This window comes from Nocardia sp. NPDC057272 (assembly GCF_042668615.1).
In the GTDB taxonomy this organism is placed as follows: domain Bacteria; phylum Actinomycetota; class Actinomycetes; order Mycobacteriales; family Mycobacteriaceae; genus Nocardia.
This window is the reverse complement of record NZ_JBHUYK010000010.1, coordinates 124,994-146,255: the sequence shown is the minus strand read 5'-3', so window position 1 is coordinate 146,255 and position 21,262 is coordinate 124,994. Positions and strand designations below refer to the sequence as shown.

23 protein-coding genes and 1 pseudogene are annotated in these 21,262 nt (G+C 62.2%); 12 read left to right on the top strand and 12 right to left on the bottom strand.

Going from position 1 to position 21,262, the window contains the following annotated elements:
• Positions 1-179: 179 nt before the first annotated feature.
• A complete protein-coding gene (locus ACFULV_RS16570) occupies positions 180-650 on the bottom strand; it encodes a WhiB family transcriptional regulator (RefSeq protein ID WP_378657384.1) in 471 nt (156 codons plus the stop codon).
• 490 nt (positions 651-1,140) lie between these two features.
• Here ACFULV_RS16570 and ACFULV_RS16565 point away from each other — a divergent pair, with 490 nt between their 5' ends.
• A complete protein-coding gene (locus ACFULV_RS16565; RefSeq protein ID WP_378657381.1) occupies positions 1,141-3,324 on the top strand; it encodes a hypothetical protein in 2,184 nt (727 codons plus the stop codon).
• A 476-nt stretch (positions 3,325-3,800) separates the two neighbouring features.
• Here the strand turns inward: ACFULV_RS16565 and xerC are convergent, their stop codons facing one another.
• Complete coding sequence (xerC, locus tag ACFULV_RS16560) at positions 3,801-5,096, bottom strand: tyrosine recombinase XerC (protein ID WP_378657378.1); 1,296 nt, start codon at positions 5,094-5,096, stop codon at positions 3,801-3,803.
• 24 nt (positions 5,097-5,120) lie between these two features.
• Positions 5,121-5,345 (bottom strand): helix-turn-helix transcriptional regulator, encoded by a 225-nt coding sequence (locus ACFULV_RS16555; protein ID WP_378657375.1) that lies wholly within the window; start codon positions 5,343-5,345, stop codon positions 5,121-5,123.
• Between the two features lie 148 nt (positions 5,346-5,493).
• Here ACFULV_RS16555 and ACFULV_RS16550 point away from each other — a divergent pair, with 148 nt between their 5' ends.
• On the top strand, positions 5,494-5,649 hold the full coding sequence (locus ACFULV_RS16550; protein ID WP_378657372.1) for a hypothetical protein: 156 nt from the start codon (positions 5,494-5,496) through the stop codon (positions 5,647-5,649).
• 313 nt (positions 5,650-5,962) lie between these two features.
• Here ACFULV_RS16550 and ACFULV_RS16545 read toward each other — a convergent pair whose 3' ends face one another.
• Positions 5,963-6,604, bottom strand: coding sequence for a hypothetical protein (locus ACFULV_RS16545; RefSeq protein WP_378657551.1), 642 nt, complete (start codon positions 6,602-6,604; stop codon positions 5,963-5,965).
• 138 nt (positions 6,605-6,742) lie between these two features.
• A pseudogene (locus ACFULV_RS16540) lies at positions 6,743-7,198 on the bottom strand (cutinase family protein); the annotation flags it as partial.
• 492 nt (positions 7,199-7,690) lie between these two features.
• Here ACFULV_RS16540 and ACFULV_RS16535 point away from each other — a divergent pair.
• The 6 genes from ACFULV_RS16535 (at position 7,691) to ACFULV_RS16510 (ending at position 10,877) form a co-directional block, all read left to right on the top strand.
• Positions 7,691-8,035, top strand: coding sequence for a WXG100 family type VII secretion target (locus ACFULV_RS16535; protein ID WP_378657369.1), 345 nt, complete (start codon positions 7,691-7,693; stop codon positions 8,033-8,035).
• Positions 8,035-8,340 (top strand): WXG100 family type VII secretion target, encoded by a 306-nt coding sequence (locus ACFULV_RS16530; RefSeq protein ID WP_378657366.1) that lies wholly within the window; start codon positions 8,035-8,037, stop codon positions 8,338-8,340. Before ACFULV_RS16535 ends, ACFULV_RS16530 begins: the two co-directional genes overlap by 1 nt.
• Positions 8,341-8,487: 147 nt before the next feature.
• Entirely contained in the window at positions 8,488-9,741 is a 1,254-nt protein-coding gene (locus ACFULV_RS16525; RefSeq protein ID WP_378657363.1) for a hypothetical protein, read from the top strand.
• Positions 9,742-9,743: 2 nt separating this feature from the next.
• Positions 9,744-10,127: a DUF6188 family protein gene (locus ACFULV_RS16520; protein WP_378657360.1), complete on the top strand. Its 384-nt coding sequence runs from the start codon at positions 9,744-9,746 to the stop codon at positions 10,125-10,127.
• Between the two features lie 4 nt (positions 10,128-10,131).
• Complete coding sequence (locus ACFULV_RS16515) at positions 10,132-10,440, top strand: hypothetical protein (RefSeq protein ID WP_378657357.1); 309 nt, start codon at positions 10,132-10,134, stop codon at positions 10,438-10,440.
• Positions 10,437-10,877, top strand: coding sequence for a hypothetical protein (locus ACFULV_RS16510; protein WP_378657354.1), 441 nt, complete (start codon positions 10,437-10,439; stop codon positions 10,875-10,877). The genes ACFULV_RS16515 and ACFULV_RS16510 overlap by 4 nt, the downstream gene beginning before the upstream one ends.
• Positions 10,878-10,976: 99 nt before the next feature.
• Here the strand turns inward: ACFULV_RS16510 and ACFULV_RS16505 are convergent, their stop codons facing one another.
• On the bottom strand, positions 10,977-11,471 hold the full coding sequence (locus ACFULV_RS16505; RefSeq protein ID WP_378657351.1) for an aminoglycoside phosphotransferase family protein: 495 nt from the start codon (positions 11,469-11,471) through the stop codon (positions 10,977-10,979).
• A gap of 62 nt (positions 11,472-11,533) precedes the next feature.
• On the opposite strand from ACFULV_RS16505, the gene ACFULV_RS16500 reads away from it, so the two are divergent.
• Together ACFULV_RS16500 and ACFULV_RS16495 are read left to right on the top strand one after the other, a co-directional pair.
• The gene (locus ACFULV_RS16500) at positions 11,534-11,902 is read left to right on the top strand and encodes an EndoU domain-containing protein (RefSeq protein ID WP_378657348.1); all 369 of its coding nucleotides are present in this window, start codon (positions 11,534-11,536) and stop codon (positions 11,900-11,902) included.
• Between the two features lie 16 nt (positions 11,903-11,918).
• Complete coding sequence (locus tag ACFULV_RS16495) at positions 11,919-12,302, top strand: MafI family immunity protein (RefSeq protein WP_378657345.1); 384 nt, start codon at positions 11,919-11,921, stop codon at positions 12,300-12,302.
• A 1,797-nt stretch (positions 12,303-14,099) separates the two neighbouring features.
• Here the strand turns inward: ACFULV_RS16495 and ACFULV_RS16490 are convergent.
• Together ACFULV_RS16490 and ACFULV_RS16485 are read right to left on the bottom strand one after the other, a co-directional pair.
• Positions 14,100-14,441: a helix-turn-helix transcriptional regulator gene (locus tag ACFULV_RS16490; protein WP_357373159.1), complete on the bottom strand. Its 342-nt coding sequence runs from the start codon at positions 14,439-14,441 to the stop codon at positions 14,100-14,102.
• Positions 14,438-14,821, bottom strand: a complete 384-nt coding sequence (locus tag ACFULV_RS16485; protein WP_266298712.1) for a type II toxin-antitoxin system RelE/ParE family toxin — start codon at positions 14,819-14,821, stop codon at positions 14,438-14,440. The genes ACFULV_RS16490 and ACFULV_RS16485 overlap by 4 nt, the downstream gene beginning before the upstream one ends.
• A 348-nt stretch (positions 14,822-15,169) precedes the next feature.
• On the opposite strand from ACFULV_RS16485, the gene ACFULV_RS16480 reads away from it, so the two are divergent.
• A complete protein-coding gene (locus ACFULV_RS16480; protein ID WP_378657340.1) occupies positions 15,170-15,976 on the top strand; it encodes a hypothetical protein in 807 nt (268 codons plus the stop codon).
• A 369-nt stretch (positions 15,977-16,345) separates the two neighbouring features.
• Here ACFULV_RS16480 and ACFULV_RS16475 read toward each other — a convergent pair whose 3' ends face one another.
• The 3 genes from ACFULV_RS16475 to ACFULV_RS16465 form a co-directional block, all read right to left on the bottom strand.
• The gene (locus ACFULV_RS16475; RefSeq protein WP_378637618.1) at positions 16,346-16,681 is read right to left on the bottom strand and encodes a hypothetical protein; all 336 of its coding nucleotides are present in this window, start codon (positions 16,679-16,681) and stop codon (positions 16,346-16,348) included.
• Between the two features lie 454 nt (positions 16,682-17,135).
• Positions 17,136-18,269, bottom strand: coding sequence for an alanine/ornithine racemase family PLP-dependent enzyme (locus tag ACFULV_RS16470; RefSeq protein ID WP_378657337.1), 1,134 nt, complete (start codon positions 18,267-18,269; stop codon positions 17,136-17,138).
• Entirely contained in the window at positions 18,266-19,396 is a 1,131-nt protein-coding gene (locus tag ACFULV_RS16465; protein WP_378657334.1) for a DUF1611 domain-containing protein, read from the bottom strand. Before ACFULV_RS16465 ends, ACFULV_RS16470 begins: the two co-directional genes overlap by 4 nt.
• A 958-nt stretch (positions 19,397-20,354) precedes the next feature.
• Here ACFULV_RS16465 and ACFULV_RS16460 point away from each other — a divergent pair.
• The gene (locus tag ACFULV_RS16460) at positions 20,355-20,753 is read left to right on the top strand and encodes a DUF4870 domain-containing protein (protein WP_378637610.1); all 399 of its coding nucleotides are present in this window, start codon (positions 20,355-20,357) and stop codon (positions 20,751-20,753) included.
• A gap of 141 nt (positions 20,754-20,894) precedes the next feature.
• Here ACFULV_RS16460 and ACFULV_RS16455 read toward each other — a convergent pair whose 3' ends face one another.
• Positions 20,895-21,221, bottom strand: coding sequence for a hypothetical protein (locus ACFULV_RS16455; RefSeq protein ID WP_378657331.1), 327 nt, complete (start codon positions 21,219-21,221; stop codon positions 20,895-20,897).
• Positions 21,222-21,262: the final 41 nt, after the last annotated feature.

Here is a 21,262-nt window from a genome sequence, read left to right as displayed (position 1 = left end):
CACGTTCTCCTGGGCCCGATCAGAAGATACGGAAGATTTCAGCACGCACGCACGACAAGTACAACGGCGCTCCCCTGTGACCGTCCCTGCGCGCTGATGTGCGTAGGTATCCGCAACCGCCCCACCTACATGCGGCTGCCAAAGATGTTACGAGCCACCGGGTGTCGCCCTGCAGGGGATCAGCCCATGGAGTTGACGGAGTCAATCCGGTGTCGAATGATCCGCAGGTCGCCCCGGATTAGACTCGGGTCGCGGCCTACGAGCTCCGCGACTACGGACGTCGGCGCGGCGAGATCAATCAGCCGCTCGACCTGGACACGTCGCTTCAAGATCTCCGTGTGCTTCACCCACTTGGCTGCGCGCTCCTGTGCCGTGATCCCGGCCAAGAAACTGTAGTGATCGCGGCTCATGTCCGCGTACTGCCCACACATTTCGAGGATTGGGCAGCACTGGCAAAGGGCCCGGGCGGTGGCGTAGTCGCCTTCGTCGTAGGCTTCCCCGTCGAAAGCGGCCTGCTGGCGCCGCCGAGAATCGAACCTCTCAGGGTGGTAGTCCGCGCAGGCGCCGAAGCCTGGTGGCGGAGCGATCGGTTCGAGCGCCCAAATCAGGTCGCTGGGCGCGGTTACGTCGAGGAACTCACTCGTATCCATCTCACTCCTCATAGCCGCACTGGCGTGCGGAATTGGAGCGAGGGGGTCACGCCCACGCCGAATACTGTGCGTTGATGGACTTTCCCGGATCTCAGGCCACGCGAAACGGTCGCTTCGGGACTGTGCCCTTCGCGCCGCGTGGCTGCGCCGTCGGCGCTCGCGGGCTTTCAGAGTGACCTCCAGTGAAAGTCTCTGTCGCACAACGTACTCGCGCGATCCGCTCAGGCGGGAAAACCTGGTAGACATTGGGCGACACCATTTTTCCCGTTCTCGGCCTACCGGGTGCTGTACTGGGCCCTGCGGTCGATAACACGACGATCCGACGCCGCAAGGCGTCGGCCAGAGGCTGCCGAACGAATCCCGGTGGCTGGAGTCCTCGTCGGTGTCATCTCGGGCGCGTTACGACACGCGTCCCTTCGGACGCCGACCGTGACGTGGTGGGGCGCTGCGGCTCCCGTACCGATCGTAGTGATGGGACGGTGAGCAGTGTGTGCTGCTCACGGATCGTGCGAAGGGCGGCCTGATGGACAAGTCGAATACAATGAATACCTCTGAGCTCGTTGTCGAGAAGGTGGAGGACGATCCGTCGGAGGCGGCGAGGCGCGCGGTTGACACGCTGGACGACGTCGAACCAACCGAGGAATTTGTTTGGTCCCGTTTCGGCGATGGGCCGCTGCCTTCGCTGCCGAAGGCAGCGGCAATTCACCGAGCGTTCAAGGCCGCGACCGAATTCGGGCTGCCGGAGACGTTCGCCTCCGCATTGGCCAACAGTGTCGTGGATCCCCCAGCCTTGCGAATCGCGTTGAACAACCCGACCAAGATAAACGTGTCCGGCGGAACGATCGAGGTCATCGATATCGACATGTTCACGCCGGGACTGGTGCCGTTACCCACCAATACCCGGACGATGGACGTGCGGGTCTACCCCGCCGGCGGCGCCACTGGACACCTCGGGCCGTTGATCGGCCCGCGATCCGAACAAGGGATCTCACACGGGTTGTGGATCCAGGCAGACAGTGTCGAGCATGCCCTGGAACAGGCTAAGCGCGCCTACGACTACGTGCTGGTTAAGAACCCACTGAAAGACTCCGTAGCTGCTCGCGGGATCGTCATGCCAGTCACGGTCGTGTACTTCGAGATGCGGCACCGTGACAACCAGCCGGCGATGCCGCTGCTAGGTACTGCGGATGGTTCGAGCCGCGTCACCGGCGCACACGCGGCCCTGGGCCTGAATGACCCCAAGACGACCTGTTACGACTTCCCGACGAATCGGGACTCCTTCCGCCGGTTCGTGAACGGAATAGTTTCCTCGCACCCGGCCTCCCTAGGCGCCACCGCGGCACGCAAGCTCCGTGCCCAGCGGAACGCCCTGATTACTCCGACACGGGTCTTCCTACGATTCACACCGCAACCCGGCGGCGCTCACGGATTCGGACGCGCCGTCGCGGCATATGTCGGCATGCTGCATGTAGACCCGCCGCGGCCGTGGACGCCGACAGGGAAGCTAGAGGCAATGGCGGAGGCCGTCCTGGAGGTGCTTCGCTCGGCCGCGGTGCTCGATGACGTACACCACGACTACCTCGCCGGGCTTCTCACGCCACAGGCCGCCGAAGAAGCCGGTCTGCCAACCGAACCCGACGCGCAAGCCGCCTACGTCCTCGCAAGTCTCCTCAGGTCCGATCGGCGCAAGCTAGTGGACCAGGGGATCATGGAGGTCACCGCAAAGCGATCCGTGTCGGCACCCCGCCGCCACGACGTCATCGCCGAACTGGCGCTGAGGCCGACACGCAGCGCTGCAAACACACTTATGCCCGGCGCGGTGGGACGTGAGCGGGCCGCAGCGATGCGCGCGGCCTATCTACGTGCCACACATCTTCCCGAATACGCCTCGCGGCGATGGGATGTGACTGGTCGTGAACCCGACGAGATCTTCGAGTGCGCTCGAGCCGAACTCCGACGTCCGGACGCCGAACAAGCGAACCCCGAAGCGTGGCGCCATCGCCTGGAGCTCGCCGCGCTCGCCCAGTACCACATGACCGCATACGAAGCGCTCAAGCGCGACGCGATGGGTAACAAAGGAGGCGACACCCGCGGCCCGCACGAACTTCTGAAGCTCATGCTCGAAGACGAACGCGGACTCCTGCTGATGCGGCAGGCGATCATCGATGGCCGCGCTGGCAATCCACCCCGCATCGTGGACATCAGCGGCACTCTGGTTCACAGCACCTTGGGCGATAAAGGCGGAATCCAAGAGGGCTCCAACGGGACAGCCGTCGCGGTCACGGATCATTGGCTGCGCATAGAAGGGTTCCCGAGCGGCGGTCCGATCAATCGACCGGTGGCCCTTCCCACTGACACACCCTCGATGAGGGCGACCAAATTGCAGGATGCTGTCCGCAACACTATTGATCACATCGCGAAGCTGATGGAAGACCTGGACGACGTCGAGGCTGCCAGCGGAGGACGACTCATGGATCAGCGCGGCTGGCCGTTGACCGAGACTTCCGACATCGTAAAATCGTTGACGCTGGTTCAGTCCAAACTCGGCTATTGGGGCGTGGTCGCGGATAAGCAAGCCGCCCAGATCGACGAGGACGCTGAGGGCGACGATGAAGATCCCGAGGACGACTCTCACACGGAGGAAGCTTCTCGGGGTTGGGACGACGAGTCATGAGGTCGAGCGCGGCTCGCTTTTTGACAGAGGCGCACGGATCATCAGGCGGTCCACCCGTTCACGAGGTTGTCGGCAACCACATCACCTAAGTGTTGGCGGTAGGGGTCGGACTGGCGTGTGGTCCCCCACTACTTGTGGCGAAAAGGGTCGCGCTCTGCTCACGGTCGCAGTCGCAGGACCTGACTCGACCCACAACACGGAAACAACACGGAATCAGCGGGAACCAACGGGATCGATCGGGATCCAACGGGAACACCTTGAACGCCAAATCCGCAGGTGATGGGCTGTTTCGAATAGCATTGAGCAGCATCGGGAAGCGCAGCATCTAGAGCGGCAGGTTTCTGGTTCGAGTCCAGATGGGGGAGCATAAAAAATCCCCTGACCAGGTGAAATGGTCAGGGGATTTCTTCGTTTATCCCGTATTTTCGGGCCATCACCAAGAAAACACCAAGAATTCGCCACCAAGAACGTCGTTGTCAGCCCGACGTACCGAACCCCAGCTCCAGCGCGGCCGATGAGTCCGGGGCCTGCTCCGGTGACGCGATGTAGTGCCGTTCGGTGATCGCCTCGCGGGAGTGCTCCAGCTGCTTGGCGGCGGTCTTCGAATCCGACGTCTCGGCGATCAGCGTCGCGACCGCCTTCCGGAACGTGTACTGCGTGACATCCCGATACAACGTGCCCCGGGCATTCCGCCATGTCCGATTGAAGTTGTTCGGATCACGCAGCACTCCGCCCCGACCGGGAAAGACGAGCGCGACCTTATCTTCGACCTGTACCACGCTGGCACCCACCTCGCGCAGTGCCTTCACCGCGCACATCCGTCCGCAGGTCGGGCTGTCGCGTAGCCGCTTCAACATCTGGATCGTGAACCCGGGCAGTGCCACTGTTCGATGCCCGGCATCGGACTTCGCCCACTCTTGCCGGAACAACCCCTTCCCGTCGAGCCTGACAACGGTCGCCGACACGGTGAACGTCGCCGGTTCCGCCTCGAGATCGAACTGGTCCCAAGACGCTGCCAGCGCTTCGCCTGGCCGCACTCCTGAGCCAAGGATCAAATCGGCCACATCGAGTATCGCCCGATCCCTTTTCGGGCCGTGCGTGTAGGCAGGCGCTCCCAGAAACCCCTTCCCCGCCAACCACTCCCGAAGTTGGGCACGCAAACCTGCCAGGCGATCCCGCTCGATCGTCTGAGGTTTGATCTTGCGGCTGCGCAGGCGGGACGTGTCTCGCACCGGGTTCTCCGGCAGGGCTCCGTATCGGACGGCGACCCCCATGATGCCGGTCAGAATCACCTTGTGCAGCCGCGCCTTCGACCTCATTCCGGCAGCGACAATCTGCTGGATGTGTTCGTCGAGTCGGCCTGTATCCGCTTCCCAGACACGAAGATTGCCGATCGCGGGACGCAGCTTGACCGTAGCCTTGTCGGCGCGCTTGTGATCGCTCGCGTCGATCTCACCCTTGTACAGGTCATACGACTGCGGGCCTACGCCTTCATCTCGTGCCACTTCGTCGAGCCAGATATCCATCAGGACCGTGAGGCGCGTATCGCGGGTGACTTTGCCGCGGGTACGGCCTTTGTACTGCTTCTGCCGAGCTGTGAGCTTCTTCCGCAACGCCGCCTTGGCGTTGCTCTTAGTTGTTCCGAGTGCATCCACGACGCGGCCCGTGCCGTCGTAGTCACGAAACGTGACCCAGGCTCTCCACTTCCGGTCCTTCTGCTCCTTGGTGCCGATATCGCCGTAACTGCCGAGTTCGGTGGCTGGTCTTGGCACTGCTGTTCCCTTCGTTCGGGTTGCTCACGCCGCTTCGGGCTGCTCGTCGGTGTGCACCAGATGGGCCTCGAGGTAGGCATCCAGGTCCGCGCGCCGATACATGCACGAGTTGCCGGACGGCTTCGAGTAGCGAGGCCCATGCCCTTTGGCGGCCCAGTTCGCGAGGGTGCGGGGATGAACACCCAGGTATTCGCCCGCCTGCTCACGAGTGAGCCACCGTTTGTCCCTGCTGGGGTCGGTCTGACTCACACCGCCAGACTGCGGTGTGCCCGTGTCACGGGGCGTCCAGGCTCCTGGTGCTGTCACATTTGGGCGCGGCGAAAGCGACTCCAGCGACCGGGTCGAGAAGTCGAGTTCTTTTGGGGTGTCGGTCATTTCGTCCCTCCATGTCGGTGCCATGTCCGGCGCGGCAGGGTGCGCGGTGTTGTGGCTGGTCACCGACCTGAAATACGACACCCCGCTCGAGGGTGTCACCGTGCACGATGTGAGCGACCCCGCCACCACGGTCCGCGCGATCGCCCGTGCAGCCACCACGGCAGTGCGCGCTGCCTAGCACATCACCGGCCGATCGCATCGGCCACAACATCGGCTCCCACCCATGTCACCGGGTGGGAGCCGATGCTGCGGCCGATGCGGATACGGCACCGACTACGGCCCGCGCAGACAGCGGCACCGCCGCACACCCACCGCCGCACACCCGAGACGACGGCCAACGTTGCCGTTGGCCCGTCGTTTCGGGTTCATTTCTGTCGGATGGACGGATTCAATTCGTTTGTGTAGCTGAACTTTTCAGCGCTCTCCCTCGTGCGGAATGTTCGCGACCGCACGCCGCTGCTGCGGCCGTACCGCCTCCGGCGGCGATCCGCCTACCGACTGCTCGCAATCTGATCGGAGAGCCAATCACCGACCAAGTCGAGAGCACCGTCGGTATAGCCGTTCACGTGGACACCCGAGGTCGCAAATTGCGCAGCCTCGGCGGCCTGGCTCGCGAGATCGGCCAGAGCCGTCGTGGTCGCCGCATCGGTGCTACCGGTGAACTCTTGTGCGAGCGTAGCGATCTCGCTGCTGTTGCCGGTCAACGCCGATGCGGCGGTGGCCGCGAGGTCAGCGGCGACCGGAATCAGACCGGTGAGTTCAGTGGCCGCCCCGATCAGATCGACAACGGCGAGCTTCTCGAAGGCACGCCAGGCGATCTCCTGTGCGGTGCCGATGTCAGTCGCGATCCGGCTGATGTCGAGGTCGGCCAGAATATCCACGATCTGGGCGGCGATCCCGGTCCACCCCGAGGCATCGAATGCTGACGCCAGCGACAGTGCGTCGGCGACGAGGTGGAAATCGACCTTGTCGGCAAGGCTCACCAGCGGGTTGAACAGCGTATTGAGCTCTCCGGCAACCCGATGCACTCCGGCGACGTCCCCAACCGCAAGCAACGAGGGCAATTGAGCGATGTCGGTGCCGATCTGCGGAATGTTCGCCGCGAAGCTGGCCAGGCCACCGAGCACGATCACGACCTGCTGTGTCACCGACGAGGCATCCAAGCCACTGCTGGAGTCATCCTCGGTGTTCGTCGAGTTCGAGTTGTCGGTGTCGAGAGTCGATTCGCCGGTGAACGCGCGCCCGACCGCGGACAACGCCGGGGAGGCTTCCGGGGAGGTGGAGCAGTAGATATCGCCAGAAGCGCAGCTCGTGACCACGCGGCCTTCCAATTCCGCGAAACTGTCACGAGTTCCCGCGATCCCTTGGCCGGAAACTGCTTGTCCGAGTTGAGGAGTGCTCGGGTCTCGGTTGGGATCGGACAGCAATCCCACGCCAAGTACCCGCGAGGCGGGAATCGGGCCCTTTCCGTTGCCGATCTGCGAGGCCAGGTCGCCGGCTACGTCGGCGCCTTGCGAGTACCCGGCCATCACCACCTGAGTCGAGTCGCACAGTCCACCCAGCATCGACGACAGAGCTTGTACCCCACCGGATTCCGATGCCGAATATGGCAACGGAGCGGCCGAGTACGGAAGACTCCGCACGTCGATATCGTCACCGAACCGCGCGCGCAGCCCTTCACCTATCGGAGCGAGGAGACCTACGAGCTGGCTCGGGTCGGCCGTCATAGAGGTCTCGGTCGTACCCGGCACCATCACTGCTGTCCACCGTGGACACCCTGGTCCAATCGCTGGCTCAGCAACGGCCGTCGCTATGCCCACCGTCGCCGCGAACGCGGTGATGCAGGCGACGACGCCGACCGTGCGGCAATGATGTGTTCGAGTCTTACCGAGTGGTGCAGCGGGCGAGTGTGTGTCAGTCGAAATCGTGTGTGTTGGGGTGGTGAACATCTGCCCTCCGGAATGTCCGATGGAATCCTGGCGGGTACGCGCCCGCACCACAGGACTCCGAACATCGCGGACTGATTCGACATGTCAGAGGCGCTCGGCCTCTACACGAGGAACAGCGGTTCCGGCGTCAAGAAGTCCGATGGTCCGCCACACGCTCGGCATGCTGCCGCACGTTGCGCGTCCGCACAGATCGGCTGGGCTAATCGCCGCCCCGACCAGCGAGTGCGCACCTCGTGGTACCGTCCAGTGGTTTCATCTAGAGGGGGATATATGGCCACAGAATCGAGCGGATCAGTCGGCGACTTCTCGTTAGTGCCAGACGAAGTCGCAGACGCCGGGACGTTCGTGCAGCAGGTTGCCGAATCCCTGATCAACGGGCTGACGTCCTTGGATACCGACATCGCCACTCTTCTGAGCTCTTGGCGTGGCACCTCAGCGGACTCCTTCTCCGCAGGGTGGATCGAGACGAAGTACGGTGCCGACACCATTCTCGACGCCCTGTCCGACATGGCCGAACTTCTCGGTGTCACCAGCAAGACGCTGGACAATCAAGACCAGATTTGGGCGAGTAACACCATTACGTTGTCCGGGTCTCTCGACCTACCGGAGTTCTGATGGTCGACAATTCTCAGCCCTTCCGCGCCGACCTCGCCGACCTCGAGCAGATCGTCACCCGCGTGTCAGGTTTTGTAGGATTCCTAACCGACAGTCTCGATGGACTTCAGCAGCGCATCAACGCGGTCCAGCAGAACTGGAGCGGTGCAGCAGCCGATGCGCAAGCGGAGGCCTACCGTGAATGGCATTCCGGCGCAACAGATGTCGCCGAGGGAATTGAAACTATGCGCCAAGCAGCACAAGCAGCCCATGACCGCTACTCCGCCGCTCTCGCCGCGAATTTAGGAATGCTAGGGCGATCGTAAGCCCCGGCGATATACAGCGTTCTCAGCTCACGCACCGTTCGCGCTTCCGAGATTTTGACAGCCGAATTGAGAATTGCTGCCATAAATAGCAACCTACTATCTACTTGCCGCTTCGATGTTTAGAGCCTTACCGAGGATATATTTCGCGTGACTACCTTAAATGTCGACCCAATCGTATACGCCACCTCCGCATCCAATCTCCATAGCGCCGCCGTGGACTTCCACGCCGACTTTCAAGCCCAAATGGCGGCACTGAGCAATTCCCGGGAGATGGGGGGCAGTGTCGGGGAGTGTAAGGAATGGGCAGCCTCATACGACGAGCTGTCCACTGAAGCATACAATCTCGCAAGTTCAATGATTCGGGCGCTCGACAATTACGCAGGTATCTTGCAGCAAGCCGGATACAACTATGCGCTCGCCGACTACGCCAAAGGCACCGGTCGACCCGAACCAATCCAACCGTCACCTTTCCCGCCAGCCTGGAGTACATGCCCAGTACCGCCACCGTCGGCCGGAGGTCCAGGAAACGGCCTCATTGACGACGGTTTCGACCTCGCCAAGGAGGCTGGAGTTACCATCCCAGATGGCGACCCCGACAAATTGCTAGCGGCCGCAACAACATGGGAAACCCTCGCAGCCAAGGGTAAAGCGTCGAACCTACCAACCAGGATCGAAGCCCAGGCCAAATGTTTCGAAGCTATTACCGCACAGGATGCTTCGTTCATTGACGAGGACTTGCGGGAAATGAAAACCGCAGCCGAGGACATCCTTGGACTGTTCGCGGAAATAGCACAATCGTGTCGCGATCAAAAGACCGCTATCGACGATATGCGCAAGCAGATAACGAAACTCCTTCAGGACCTCGCCGCTGACATCGCCGAATATGTTGTCGAGGGTGTAATCATATCGGTGGTTGCTGGCGCATTGTCTGCAGGGTACGGCGCTGTCGCCGTTGCGGCATATCGAGCAAAAAAGATATACGACAAAGTAAAGGCCTACGCCGAGAAACTAAAGGGAATTTACGCCACCTTCAAGCTGCTGCGAGCAATTAAGGTAAAGAACCCACCAACAACTATTCGTGGTAAACTGCAACGTATTATCGACCTCGCCAAGCGCGCAGTCAAGCTAGGCACCCCCAAGCGCCCGAGTCATGTTCCTGACGACTGGGAGGCGCGGCTTGCAGATAACGGGAAAGGTTGGGTGTGGCAGAAGCCGGGATCGAGTTTCAATCAAAATACATTCCGCGACGCTCTGCCGACTACAGACTACCCAAACGGATATGTACGGTTTTACAACGAGCATGGTCAACCTTTGAAGCTGGACGGAAAGCCCGGTAGCAACGCAGATACACATATACCCAAGAATCCCGATGGCACATACCCGAAACCTCCAGGCTGGTGATTATGGAACTGCAATTGGAAATCATTGGACAGTCAATCTCAGAAGTCGAGTTAGGCTTCACAGCAACAATTAGAATCGGTTCGCCGATTGAATTTGAACTACAGGTAGAGGGTGAACTCTCCATCCACACAGCAGATGGGAGACTGGTGAGTGCACCATCCAATAACTACGCCGACATATGCAATGAACTAGAATCCACTGTTGGGTCGAAAATCACACGAGCCATCGCCAGCGAAGTAGACGGTTTAAGTATTGAATTGAGTTCTGGTGCAGTGCTCAAAGTTCCTGTTGACGAACACTATGAAGCTTGGGGAATCGTGGGACTGAGCGGATATCGCGTTATTTGCCTGCCAGGCGGAGAGCTTGCCATCTGGTCCGCAAAATAAGAAAGTGGAAGTCGACCTTGTCGGCGCAACTCACCAACGGGTTGAACAGCGTATTGGGTTCACAGGCAATCCGATGCGCTCCGGCGACGTCCCCGACCGCGAGCAGCGAGGGCAATTGAGCGATGTCGTTGCCGAATCGGGCCTTGCGCGCTGCCGATCTGCGAGGCCAGGTCGCCAGCGAAATCGGCGCCTGCCGAGTACTTTCGGTGTCGTGAACAACGAGATGCGCCACCTCGCAGAAGTTGGTTGGGCGCGGAGTTTCCGCGTCCACGGCGAGCCCGAATTTGAGTTCAGACGGGTCAAGAAGCTGTGAAATATCTTCACGGAGAGACGGTCGCTCTGTATATCGCAGCCTGCGCAATTGCTACCGGGATCGGGGGATGCTCCACCGACCAGGAATACAAGCTGAGCCACCTGTCGGCGTGTGCAAACCTATCGTTCCCGGAGGGCGCGGATGTCGTGTGGTACCAGCATGACTCCCAATTCAGAGAGTCGACCTCCGTAGCCGTGGTCGACATTCCCATCGAATCAGTGAGCGAGTTCAAGCACCGATCCGGATTCGCGGAGTTCGCTCCCGGCGTACCCTCGTCGTGGAAGTCCGACTGGACTGCAACGGGAATGAACGACCTGCTGATGACCGCCGCCGCAAACGAGCAATCGGTCGAGGGTTACCGGGATCCGAGACGATACGTAGTCATCCACGACAGCGGCGACAAGGCGAGACGGATATTCGTTCATACCGACTGCTGATACGTGTTGCGCCCAAGGGTCTCGCGGGAGTAGCACATTGAGCACGTCACTGACGGGAAGCAAAACACCTGGTCTGTAGCGACTTAGGGTATTGAGCCATCAAATCGAGTCGATGATTCCACGATTCACGACACGTATGAAGTGCTCTATTCGCTCCCCTGAAGCCGGCAGATACGGCCGATACTCGGCAACCGCGAGGACATAGGTCCAGGCCAACAGTCGATTCGGCGTCAGCAGGGGGTGTTTGGCCAGATCGTCGAGCCGCTCAGCAATCGTGCGCGGTCCATCCTGAATAGCCACCCACAGTGCAGCTTCGGCGTTGACATCGCCGACAGCACCCAGGGGGTCGATCGTGTACCAAAGGTCAGGTCCTTGCAAAATATTCTTGGCCTGCAGATCCGCGTGGAGGACTCGGGGCCGTTCGGTGGTGCTCAGGAGTTTGTCGGTCACCACCTGTGAGTCCGTGAGGTGTCGGTTGGCGTCGATGCGCTGAATTGCGTCCGTGAACCGCGGATCGTCGAAACGTTCTCTGGCCCAGCCCATTCGCATCTCGATCACGTCGGCGAGGTCTTTCAGAGCGGGCGGTTCCGGCAAGTCCGGGGAGTTGAGACGACTGAGAAGTGTCGCGAAGTGCCCACCAATGGCCTCGGAGCCCAATGGAGTTGGTATCGGGGCCTGTTCCCACCAGTATTTCTATATCCCAGCTCCGGAGGATTCATATCCTTGACGGCGGCGACGACGGAACCGGTGGGCACGCTCCCGGCACCAGGATGCCAGGTAAGACTGAATTCCCAGACATCCCGCTATGGACCGATGACCACATCATCAACAGCATCCAGGACGTCGCTAAGAATCCCGATCAACCTCCGGTGCTCCAGGATCATGGAACCTGGAAAGTCACCGGCACGCGGGATGGTGTTCTAATTACGGCCATCGTGGACTCATCCGGTAATATTGTGACGGGCCATCCGGTAAGCGGTCCCGGCGTCTATAGGAACTACGCAAATGGCGTCCCGATCAAATAAGAGTTAGGTGACACAGATGGATTCTGATGACCGGCCCAGCGCTAAGCGCAAGAGGCGACAGTTCACTCCGGAACAGTTGGCCAGATTCGCGAAGCTGAGCAATGGCTCCCGGGAACTTCTTGAACGGTTCGCGGACCGCCTTGAGCCCGAAGTGCTGGCTGATTACCGATCTTTCAGCGACGTCGGCGAGTGGACCTTGTTGGTCGACAATCTGTGTGCCACTCTTGTGAAGCGTAAAATTTTGGTCAGCCCGGCCGAACGTGACGCCTTGGCCGAGCTGCTGGCATTGTTCGGGGACCCAAAAGACAATATGAATATGTTTTATATAGATGATTATCAGCGGGTACTGGAGGAGCTGAACGTATTACCAAAGATTGACGTTGATGGTGAACACCTATGAGTCAGTCGGCAAGTTTTTGTGTGACTGGTCAGGCATTGCGGTCGGTGATTCGGCCTTCTCGTTAGGTCGCCCCTCGATGAGGTCTCTCCGACGGTCCACATCGTGGTGCCGGTACGACGCACGCGGTCACGGTCGATCGACCGGCTGGCCGCAGGCAGCGGACTACACCTTGGCCCGCTCTGGCCGGTGATCTGCTGGCAGTGCTCGACGAGGTCGATGCCGAAGGTCCCGTCGACTGCATCGGCGGCTCGATGGGGTTGCGCCACGATACTGCACGCCGCCGTCATCGCGCCCGAGCGCTTCGAGCGCTTCCCCGCGGAACAGCCTCTGCGCCACGTGAGTGTGGAGACGTAGGTCCGATCGCGCCCCGGCGTCGGCCCGCATTTGCTGAGTGCCGGTGGATTCACCTCACCCTGACACGCAGGGGCGGCGGAGGGTGCCCCCGGCGGTTGCAGCGGCGCTACCCCCGACTTGACCCCACAACACGGAAACAACACGGATTCAGCGGGAAGTAGCGGGATCGGTTGGGGTGCAACAGAATTCAAACGGCAGGTTTCTGGTTCGAGTCCAGATGGGGGAGCAGTAAAAAAGAGGTTCTGACCTGCGAATATTCGCACGTGTTGGGATCTCTTTTTGTGCTGCATTAAGGGCGCAAGGCTCTCACCTGGCCTTTTGCTGGACTCTACCCCAAGTAGCATCGTGTTTCGGGGTCGAGTCCGGCGCCGCCGAAGAAGCCATGCCTGACCTGGTAGTTTGTTGCCATTCGAAGCTCCCGCCAGAAGGGCAACACGGAAACACCACGTTTTCGATGAGCACCATCCTTCGCGACGCTGTGCGACGCGTTCTGTCAGCTCGGCGAGCCGTGCCCGCTCAAGGCGGGACTTCGACGGCGGCGACTTCAAGGGAGCCGACCGGCGGTCAATCTGCGACATCCTCGTGCAGTAGTTCCTCCTCGTGGCCCGATTGCCTGGCCTCACTCGCTCGTCGTTTCAAGGAAAGAACGACCTTGACACGACCTTCTAAGCTCAGGATGACCAGCACGAGGAAGCTGGCGAGGGAAACCGCTAGGCCCATCGACCGCGGTAGGCAAATTTCGCGACGTTCCGCTTCGTTCTTTTGGTCTCCGCGAACAAGCGGCAGCTTGGAGCCAAAGACCTTGAATGGATGACTCTCTCGACACTGCGATCATTCGTTACCGGAGACAACTTGCCTAAGGGTGTAAGTGACGCCATGGTGCGCGAACACATCACAAAATTCGCGACAGCCCTCTTCAGAGACTTCGCGGACCCCTTCTCCAACCGAGTCCAGACCGTTATCGGGTCGCCTGCAGTGCTCGCGACGATCGGCGCTGTGGCCCACCGCAGTATGCCGTGGAGTCCCGAACCTCAACGGACGACTGACCAACTTTTGGCCATGCTCCTCCGTTCGATGGGAGCGAGATCCGCCGGGACGGCATCGCAGGGAAAGACGACGCTGGGAAAGCGGACGATCAAAGACCCTAATCCGCCAATGCAGCTCTCGCTTGCGGGCGGGATCAACGAAAACAGCTCTAAGGTCACTACCGCCCTTGAGGACGCCACCGCGGATACATATCGCAGGGTGCGGATTCAGTTGCAATAACTTATGAATCGGCGGGGATACACGCGCCGACGATACAGGTGGCAACAATGACGACAATGGTCGCACGTCTGATTGACGGGAACCCCCCGGGCAGTCGGTCCCCGGGGGGTGAGACCGGTCATCGGTGATACAGGTTGAAGGGGTGTGCTGACCGACGATGGAGACGAGCTTGAGTAGTTAGGCTGCGTCGGTATGGTGGCTGGTGAAGCTGACTTGGGTGTCGTCGGCGTCGAGGGCGATGTTGAGGGTGGCATCGAGGGCGTCGGCGAGTTTCGCGAGCAGGGGCAGGGTGGGGACGGTGTCGGAGCCCTCGATGCGCGAGATCTTCGCTTGAGTCAAACCAGCGCGTTCGCCGAGTTCGGTTTGGGTGAGGCCGAGTTCGGTGCGGCGGTCGTAGACGGCCTGGGCAAGCGCCATGGAGAGTCGGATTTCGCGGCGGGCCTCGGCGACGTCGACAGGTTCGGTGTAGCCCTCGGTGAGTTGACGTTCTCGGAGGGACTTCCAGCGGGTGTGGCTCATCGGTCCAGTTCTCCTCTCTCGATCGTGCGGACGAATTCTTGATGGGCGGGTTCGTGTTCGGCCTGACAGGTTTGTTGTGCCAGTTTCGCTCGTTTGACTTCGATGTCTTCGCGCATCTTGGTCTTGCGGAACACGGTCAACAGGACGACCCGACGTCCTGGTGCGAGCCAGTAGGTGATGCGGATCGCGGCGCCGTCCAACGTTGGACGTAACTCGCGAACTCCGTCGCCGAGGTATCGAGCGAAGGGTTCGCCGAGGGTCTCTGCGCGTTCGGCGAGGAGGCCAACGTATTCGTCGACCTTGAGGAAGTGCTTGGCTGGTAGTGCTTGTAGCCAGTCGCGCACTTCGGGCTCGATCTCGATGGTGAACAGTTCACCCATGACCTCATGCTATATGTCGTCAACAGCATATGACAAGCGGGTGGTAAGGCCGACGCCAACTCGGCGCATCAGGGACTGCTGCACGCGTAGATGGCAAGTTGGCCTGCACGAGTCCAAGCCTGCAGTGACCTGCGGCGGCTCTCGCGGTCCGGATTGCGGGTAGCCGACTACGCGTGACGAACCCTCGCTCGCGGGCGCAGGCTGACGAGTGCCCAACACATTGGAGGTGCACTCATGACATCGACAACGCCCCGGGCTCCCCGCACGGAACCCCCCGCGTCACAGATCCGCTACTCGGAGGGGTTCCCCGCCGAGCACCGCCCTTTCGTCGAGAAATCTATCGAGAGCATGATCGAACGTTCTTCCGCGGCGACCGCGCACCGGCGCGCCGGCGCCGCCGAACGGACCGCGATCTCGCAGGCGCTCTACGCCCCGCTGATCCGCCTGGCACAACAGGATCCCGACACGGCGGACACGCTGCGAAGCGCGGAGGAAACCCCTGTACCACTCGACGAGGATCTGGCGCACCTGCGGCGCACCGACTCGCACGGGACCCCTGAAACAATGGCAAAGCTCGATATCCGGGCCGGCACCGAGATCTTCGGGATCCCGTACCACTTCGAATGGGCGTGGCACGACCCGGCAGGCGGCGCACCGTTCGAGATCGTTGTCGATCGCGACAACGGCCGGGTGGCCATCGACGGCCGAGCAGGTCCGAAGATCGGCGGCGCCGACGACTTCGTGAGCGCGCGCGCCGGATTCGGGGTCTCGCTGCAGACCACCCACGAGGTCTCCGCGATGGGCCGCGCGTACCGGACAACCGACGACCACTACTCGGTCGGGGCCGGGTTCGGCGGAGACGCCACCACGGAGGGCGGTACCGATCTCACGGTGTTCGAGAACGGCAACTTCATCGCCTCCGCCACCGACAAACGCTGGCGCAAGCGGGTCAGCCAGAATGAGGTCGACGTCTACAGCAGCGACGGATTCGGCCCCGGGGCGACCATCGACGTCTTCTGGACGATGCGCCCGGGCAACACGTACACATTCAACGTCGGAGCGTGGGTCTTTGCCGAACGGCACGACGGCCTCGGCAACACCTGGAGCCAATCCAGCATTGTCGCGAACCTCATCTTCATGAGCCTCTTCCGATAGCGGCGTGACGTTCGGGAATCTCCAGGTGTGAGAAGTTGATCTGCCCCTGCCCGTGGCGAGAGGCCGCGCCTCGCAGGCGGTTACCGTGGCGCGTCCCGACTCGACCCACAACACGGAAACAACACGGATTCAGCGGGAAGTAGCGGGAACGGTTGGGATGTAACGGGAACACCTTCAACGGCAAATCTGCGAGTGATAGGTCACATTGGGAGGCGTTGAATTATGTTGGTTTGCAACGGAATTCAAACGGCAGGTTTCTGGTTCGAGTCCAGATGGGGGAGCATCTACCAGGGCAGACGTACGCGTTTGACCTGGTTTTCTGCTTTCTACAGTCGTCCACACGCTTTGACGTGCGGAAGCCACACGTTTTCACGAATCCAAGCGGTCGAGCGCGGTGGTGAAGTCGGGGGCTTGGGTCGGTAGGTCGACGTAGTGGCGGCGGGTGACCGACTCGTTGGCGTGGCCGAGTTGGCGCGCGGCGGCTTGCAGGCCGAACTCGTCCGCGATGAGGGTGGCGACTGTCTTGTGAAAGGTCTTCGGGGTGACCCACGCGAACTTCTCGCCGCGTGCTCGGCGCCAGAGGCGGTTGAAGTTGAAGGGCCCCAGATTCCGCCGTCGCGGTTGGGGAAGACCAAGTCCAGCTTTGTTGGGAGTGGCTTCTGATTGGACGCGGCGAAGGGTGTTGGCCACGAACGCGGGGATCATGACCGTGCGGTATCCGGCGCCGGTTTTGGTGCGGGATTGGCGTATGAGCCTGTGTCCTCGAGCCGGACGATAGTGCCAGCGAAGGTGATCCGGGGGGAGTCAAGGTCGGCATCGCTCCACCGCAGCGGAACAGCGTGGACCGGTAGCCTCAACTGCGTCCTCGCCGCCGATATGGCCTGCGCTATATGAGAACTCAACGTCCTCTTCTGCTGATTGCCGGATGTTCTGTCGGTACCAGTTCGCGGGGTTGTTGCCGATGTCAGTTGACACCGCCATTCACCGGCAGCCAGCCCGCAGCGGGAACACGGACGTTGTTTTATGGAAATCACCCAAGGCGCCTCGAGTCACGGGATGCGGTCGGACCTCGGGATGTTTCTCGCTGGCGTCGTCTTTTGTGGCCGCATCGGATCCCCCAGGCAGATCGGCGCCACGCTGCTCGGCGCAGGTGTGCCGGTCAGGCGATGATAGGCGCGGGCCAGCGGGCGGCGGCGAGTACCGGGCGCGCCGGCCGTCTGGTCTCGACCTGCGACACGAATGGTGAGGTCATCGCCCGGAGCAGGGCGCCGTATCCGAGCCCGAACGCCAGTTCGTCGCCGACGGACACGGCGTGGTCGCCGACGTCGACCACCAGGTGATCGCTGCTCGTCCCGAGGATGGCGATTCCCGGCGGCGGGATCAGGCCGTCCACGTCGACATCCTGACAGCCCAGCGCGAGGATCGCCTGCCGGATGGTTCGGTCTCGTGTCGGTGCCAGCTGGCGCACGACCGCGGCCTGGTGGCCGAACGCTGTCTGGGCCCGATCACCCCACGGCCGTGCCGGTTTGACGGCGACCTCGATCACCTCGGCGACGAGACTGAACGCGTCGGGGTGCAGGCCAGGGAGCAGGGTCCGGTGCAGCGGCTCGGTCCCCAACAGGATTGCTTCGCCGATCCGGAGCTCGTTGACCCGACCGACATCGGACGTCGACAGCGCCCACGGCAGGTTGGCCGAGTTGCCACCGGACACGACGTCGAGCACGCCATGGCCACCGGATTCGACTTGGTCGACCAGCCTGCTCAGCTCTCCCATATTCCGGTCGTCCGGGACAACGCCGTTGCGGCAGGCGAGGTTCGTGCCGAGCCCCGACAGGCGCAACCGGCCGCGTTTGCGGGTGACCGCGGCCATAGCTGCGACGTCCTCGATCGCGATCCCCTCGCGGAGGTCGCCGAGCTCGACCATCAGGACGACGTCGTGGGTCCGCCGCTGACGACGGGCAGCGGCATCGAGCGCGTCGAGAACGGCCGTTCCGGTGTTCAGACTCGACGTCGCGGTACGCACGACCTGGTCGACCTGACTGAGCATCGGGGACCGAATCAACGTGCGTGACGCGCTCCGATCCCGAGCGCCTAGCCGGGCCAGATTCTGGATCCGGGAGTCGCCCAGCCCGGACGCGCCGCCGCGCACCATCGCCGCACCCACGGCCGGGGATCCGAGAGTCGCCTTGGTGATTCCGACGACGCGGATGCCGCGCGGCGCGAGCTGGTCCACCAGGTGCCGGGTGTTCGCTTCGATCTTGCCGAGGTCGACGTCGATCCGCGGCGAGGTCATTCGGCGATCGGCACCGGTCGCTTCGCGAGATGTGGCAGGGCTCGCAACACCATGTCGACCAGCTCGGAGGCCGGGCGGGTGAGCGGATCGGTGACGGGCAGCCCGAGCTCGGACTGGTGCTCGGTAATGGCGACGCCGATCTCGTCCGGCTCCATCCGCTCGTGGTTGATCGTCACGCCGATGACTGTCGTGTCGGCGAATGCCTCGATCAGGGCGATTTCGCTTGCCACCGTCGGCATCGGCATCATCGGGAAGTCGCCGAGCACTGTTCGCTTCGGCGCGTGCTGCACGATCACGGCGACCGGTCGGCTGCCCCGCAGGATGTGTCCCGACGTCAGATACGCCGGGTGACTCAACGCGCCCTGGCCCTCGACGACGATGACATCCGGGGCCTCACCCTCGAAAGCGGCCACGACCTGATGCTCGACCTCTCCGGAACAGAACTGCGGGACGAGCGCGTCGAGCGCGACGCCGTATTTGCCGCCCTGGATCAGCGTGGTCTGGCCGGTGCCGACCAGGACAGCCCTGATCCCGTAGGCGTTCAGCGCCTGTACGACCAGGGTGGCGGTGGTGCGCTTGCCGATCGCGCCGTCGGTGCCCAGGACGGCGATCCTGGGGCACGTCACATCGAAGATCCGGCCAGAGAACAGGTGGAGGTCCCGGGCGGGCTTGGGCCGCCGGACATCGGTGATGGTGACCCCGGCCAGCTCGGCTGCGGCTGAGAACTCGGCATCGTCGGCGAGGAACTCGTGCAACCCGTTGATCACATGCATCCCGCGGGCGATACCTTCGAGCAGCACGACGCGCTGGGCCGCGGAGAGCAGGCCGTCGGCGGGGGCAACGCCGCAGATCAGGTAGTCCGGGACCCGCCCGGCATGCGCGATCGCCTCCGGCAGACTGGTCAGGATCGGGATGCCGCTCGGAGTGCCGTCCAGGAATTCACCGGCGTCGAGCCCGGCGCGACTGCTGTCGATCACGCTCAGGATCTCGTACTTCTCCGAGTGCCGGACCAGGCCGTTCGCGGTCTTCCCGTCCTGTTCACCGAACTGGTTCTCGCAGTACACGATCGCGGTCGAACCGATGGGGAGCGCGACGAAAGACGGGGAATTGCTACCTGGCGAAAGCATGGAAATCCTCTGGGAAGTCTCAGAGGAGGCGACGGGCTCCGTGGTCGGGCGCGGGCCCGGCGATCGACAAGACGTCTGCCCTGAGTAGCGGCAAGATTGCCGACTGAGCCAGGATAGTCGCAGCACCCCCGCTCCCCGGCATTGGGGCCGAATGCAGCCATACGCTGCCGCAGATCCGCCGGCGAAGCCGGTGACGGTGCACCGGACCGACGTTCAGACGGTGTTCACCGCGACTCCCTGCCCGCCCCCGCGACTCCGACCGTGTGAACCGGCCACTGATCCTCGCTTGCAACGAATCCGGCTCCGCTGCAACAGTATCCAAGACCAAGCAGGCGTGATACTCGAACCGAGCTGTTTCTGTCCGCCCTCGAGCACATCAGCGACGTGTCGCCAACGGTACGTGGGAACTCACCAAGGTCGCGGTGCCGACCGGGTTGCCGAATTTCGCTGTATAGAGTCGAGAGCGGTGCCGCTCCGCCGCGAATCCCGGTGAAGGACAGGAAATAATGCCCGACAGTGACGAACCCGCTGTGCGCTACTTCGCGTTGATCGATGACGAGCGAGGCTGGCCTGAGGGCTGGCGCGCGCGTCGGATCACCGGGCTTGTGCGCCGGACCGACACCCGACCTGTGCCGACCGACGAAGCGTTCGGCAGGGACTTCACATGGGGTCCTACCGACTACCTCCAGCGCTACAAACCCGGAAGAGACGAGCCTCACGAGGAGATCTCCGCCGAGGTAGCCGAGCGGTTCATAGCGAGTTGGCGCGCCTCGAGGGCGAGCAGCGAGTCCGAACGCACGCACCCCGCGTCAAACCCACCCATCGATGACGCACAAGCCTGATCGGTTCCGCGCGGCGAGCAGGTCGTCAGGTTTCGGTGCTTCGACCGGCTCGCGACCTCTTGTTTCGTGCTGAAAGTTGGGATCGGTAGGCGGGGGTCGTGGCATGTACTTGCCGCATGACATCTTCTCAGCTTCCCTCGAACCAACCGCAGTCTGCCGGCCTGGACAAGAAGACCAGTGCGATCCTGTCCTACGCGCTGGGCTGGCTCACCGGAATCATCTTCCTCTTCGTGGGAAAGAACGATCCCGATGTGAAATTCCATGCTGCGCAGTCGATCATCTTCTTCGCCGGGGTCTCGGTGCTCAATATTGTTCTGAGCATCGTCGGCTCGCTCCTCGGCGCCCTGGGGATCATCTTCAGCCTCGCCGGACTCGCCCTCGGGATCTTCGCGGTCGTCGTCTGGATCATGGCCATGGTCCAGGCGAACAACAGCGGCGGTGTCCGCGCGGAGCTTCCCCTTGTCGGAAAGTTCGTTGCCCCGTTCGCCGATCAGCTGGCCGGTTCGGTCAAGTAGCGACGTACCCGAAATCCCCGCACGGCGACCACGCCCAATACTCCGAAGATCAACGGCCCGAGACTGTCTCGGGCCGTTGACGCACGCCCGGATCGTCGAGCCCGCAGGCTTCCTGACCAGTCTTGACGAATGGGCTTCGGTTCATGCTGTGAGTAGCGCTACTACGGGCAGTGCGGTGAGAACTACCAGCAGTGTCGCCACGATCTTGGCCAGTCGAATTCGGCTCGAGCCGGGTTCGACGACAAACGGCGCTGCGGCCGCGACGACCGCCGCGGCGGGTAGGGCGAGCACGGTGCCTATGAGGAGTTCGTAGCCATGGGGATCTGTCAGCGGATCGGCTGACAGTCGGGAATGGAGCACGATGTACACGCACCGCAGCCAGAAAAGTCCTGCCGCACAGGCGATGAGAAGGGCCGATGCGGCGACCGGTTTGCGCCATCGGGTGCCCGTCGCCCCCTCGGGTCTCATCAGTGCTCTCCGTTACTTCGGTGGCCGACCTGGGGGTCCGC

Coding starts and splice junctions, on each gene's coding strand:
- ACFULV_RS16550 (WP_378657372.1), top strand. CDS start 5,494: ATGTCCGGCGCGGCAGGGTGCGCGGTGTTGTGGCTGGTCACCGACCTG.
- ACFULV_RS16465 (WP_378657334.1), bottom strand. CDS start 19,396: ATGCTTTCGCCAGGTAGCAATTCCCCGTCTTTCGTCGCGCTCCCCATC.
- ACFULV_RS16485 (WP_266298712.1), bottom strand. CDS start 14,821: ATGGGTGAACTGTTCACCATCGAGATCGAGCCCGAAGTGCGCGACTGG.
- ACFULV_RS16470 (WP_378657337.1), bottom strand. CDS start 18,269: ATGACCTCGCCGCGGATCGACGTCGACCTCGGCAAGATCGAAGCGAAC.
- ACFULV_RS16520 (WP_378657360.1), top strand. CDS start 9,744: ATGGAACTGCAATTGGAAATCATTGGACAGTCAATCTCAGAAGTCGAG.
- ACFULV_RS16475 (WP_378637618.1), bottom strand. CDS start 16,681: ATGATCCCCGCGTTCGTGGCCAACACCCTTCGCCGCGTCCAATCAGAA.
- ACFULV_RS16500 (WP_378657348.1), top strand. CDS start 11,534: ATGGAGTTGGTATCGGGGCCTGTTCCCACCAGTATTTCTATATCCCAG.
- ACFULV_RS16455 (WP_378657331.1), bottom strand. CDS start 21,221: ATGAGACCCGAGGGGGCGACGGGCACCCGATGGCGCAAACCGGTCGCC.
- ACFULV_RS16570 (WP_378657384.1), bottom strand. CDS start 650: ATGGATACGAGTGAGTTCCTCGACGTAACCGCGCCCAGCGACCTGATT.
- ACFULV_RS16535 (WP_378657369.1), top strand. CDS start 7,691: ATGGCCACAGAATCGAGCGGATCAGTCGGCGACTTCTCGTTAGTGCCA.
- ACFULV_RS16495 (WP_378657345.1), top strand. CDS start 11,919: ATGGATTCTGATGACCGGCCCAGCGCTAAGCGCAAGAGGCGACAGTTC.
- ACFULV_RS16530 (WP_378657366.1), top strand. CDS start 8,035: ATGGTCGACAATTCTCAGCCCTTCCGCGCCGACCTCGCCGACCTCGAG.
- ACFULV_RS16460 (WP_378637610.1), top strand. CDS start 20,355: ATGACATCTTCTCAGCTTCCCTCGAACCAACCGCAGTCTGCCGGCCTG.
- ACFULV_RS16490 (WP_357373159.1), bottom strand. CDS start 14,441: ATGAGCCACACCCGCTGGAAGTCCCTCCGAGAACGTCAACTCACCGAG.
- ACFULV_RS16480 (WP_378657340.1), top strand. CDS start 15,170: ATGATCGAACGTTCTTCCGCGGCGACCGCGCACCGGCGCGCCGGCGCC.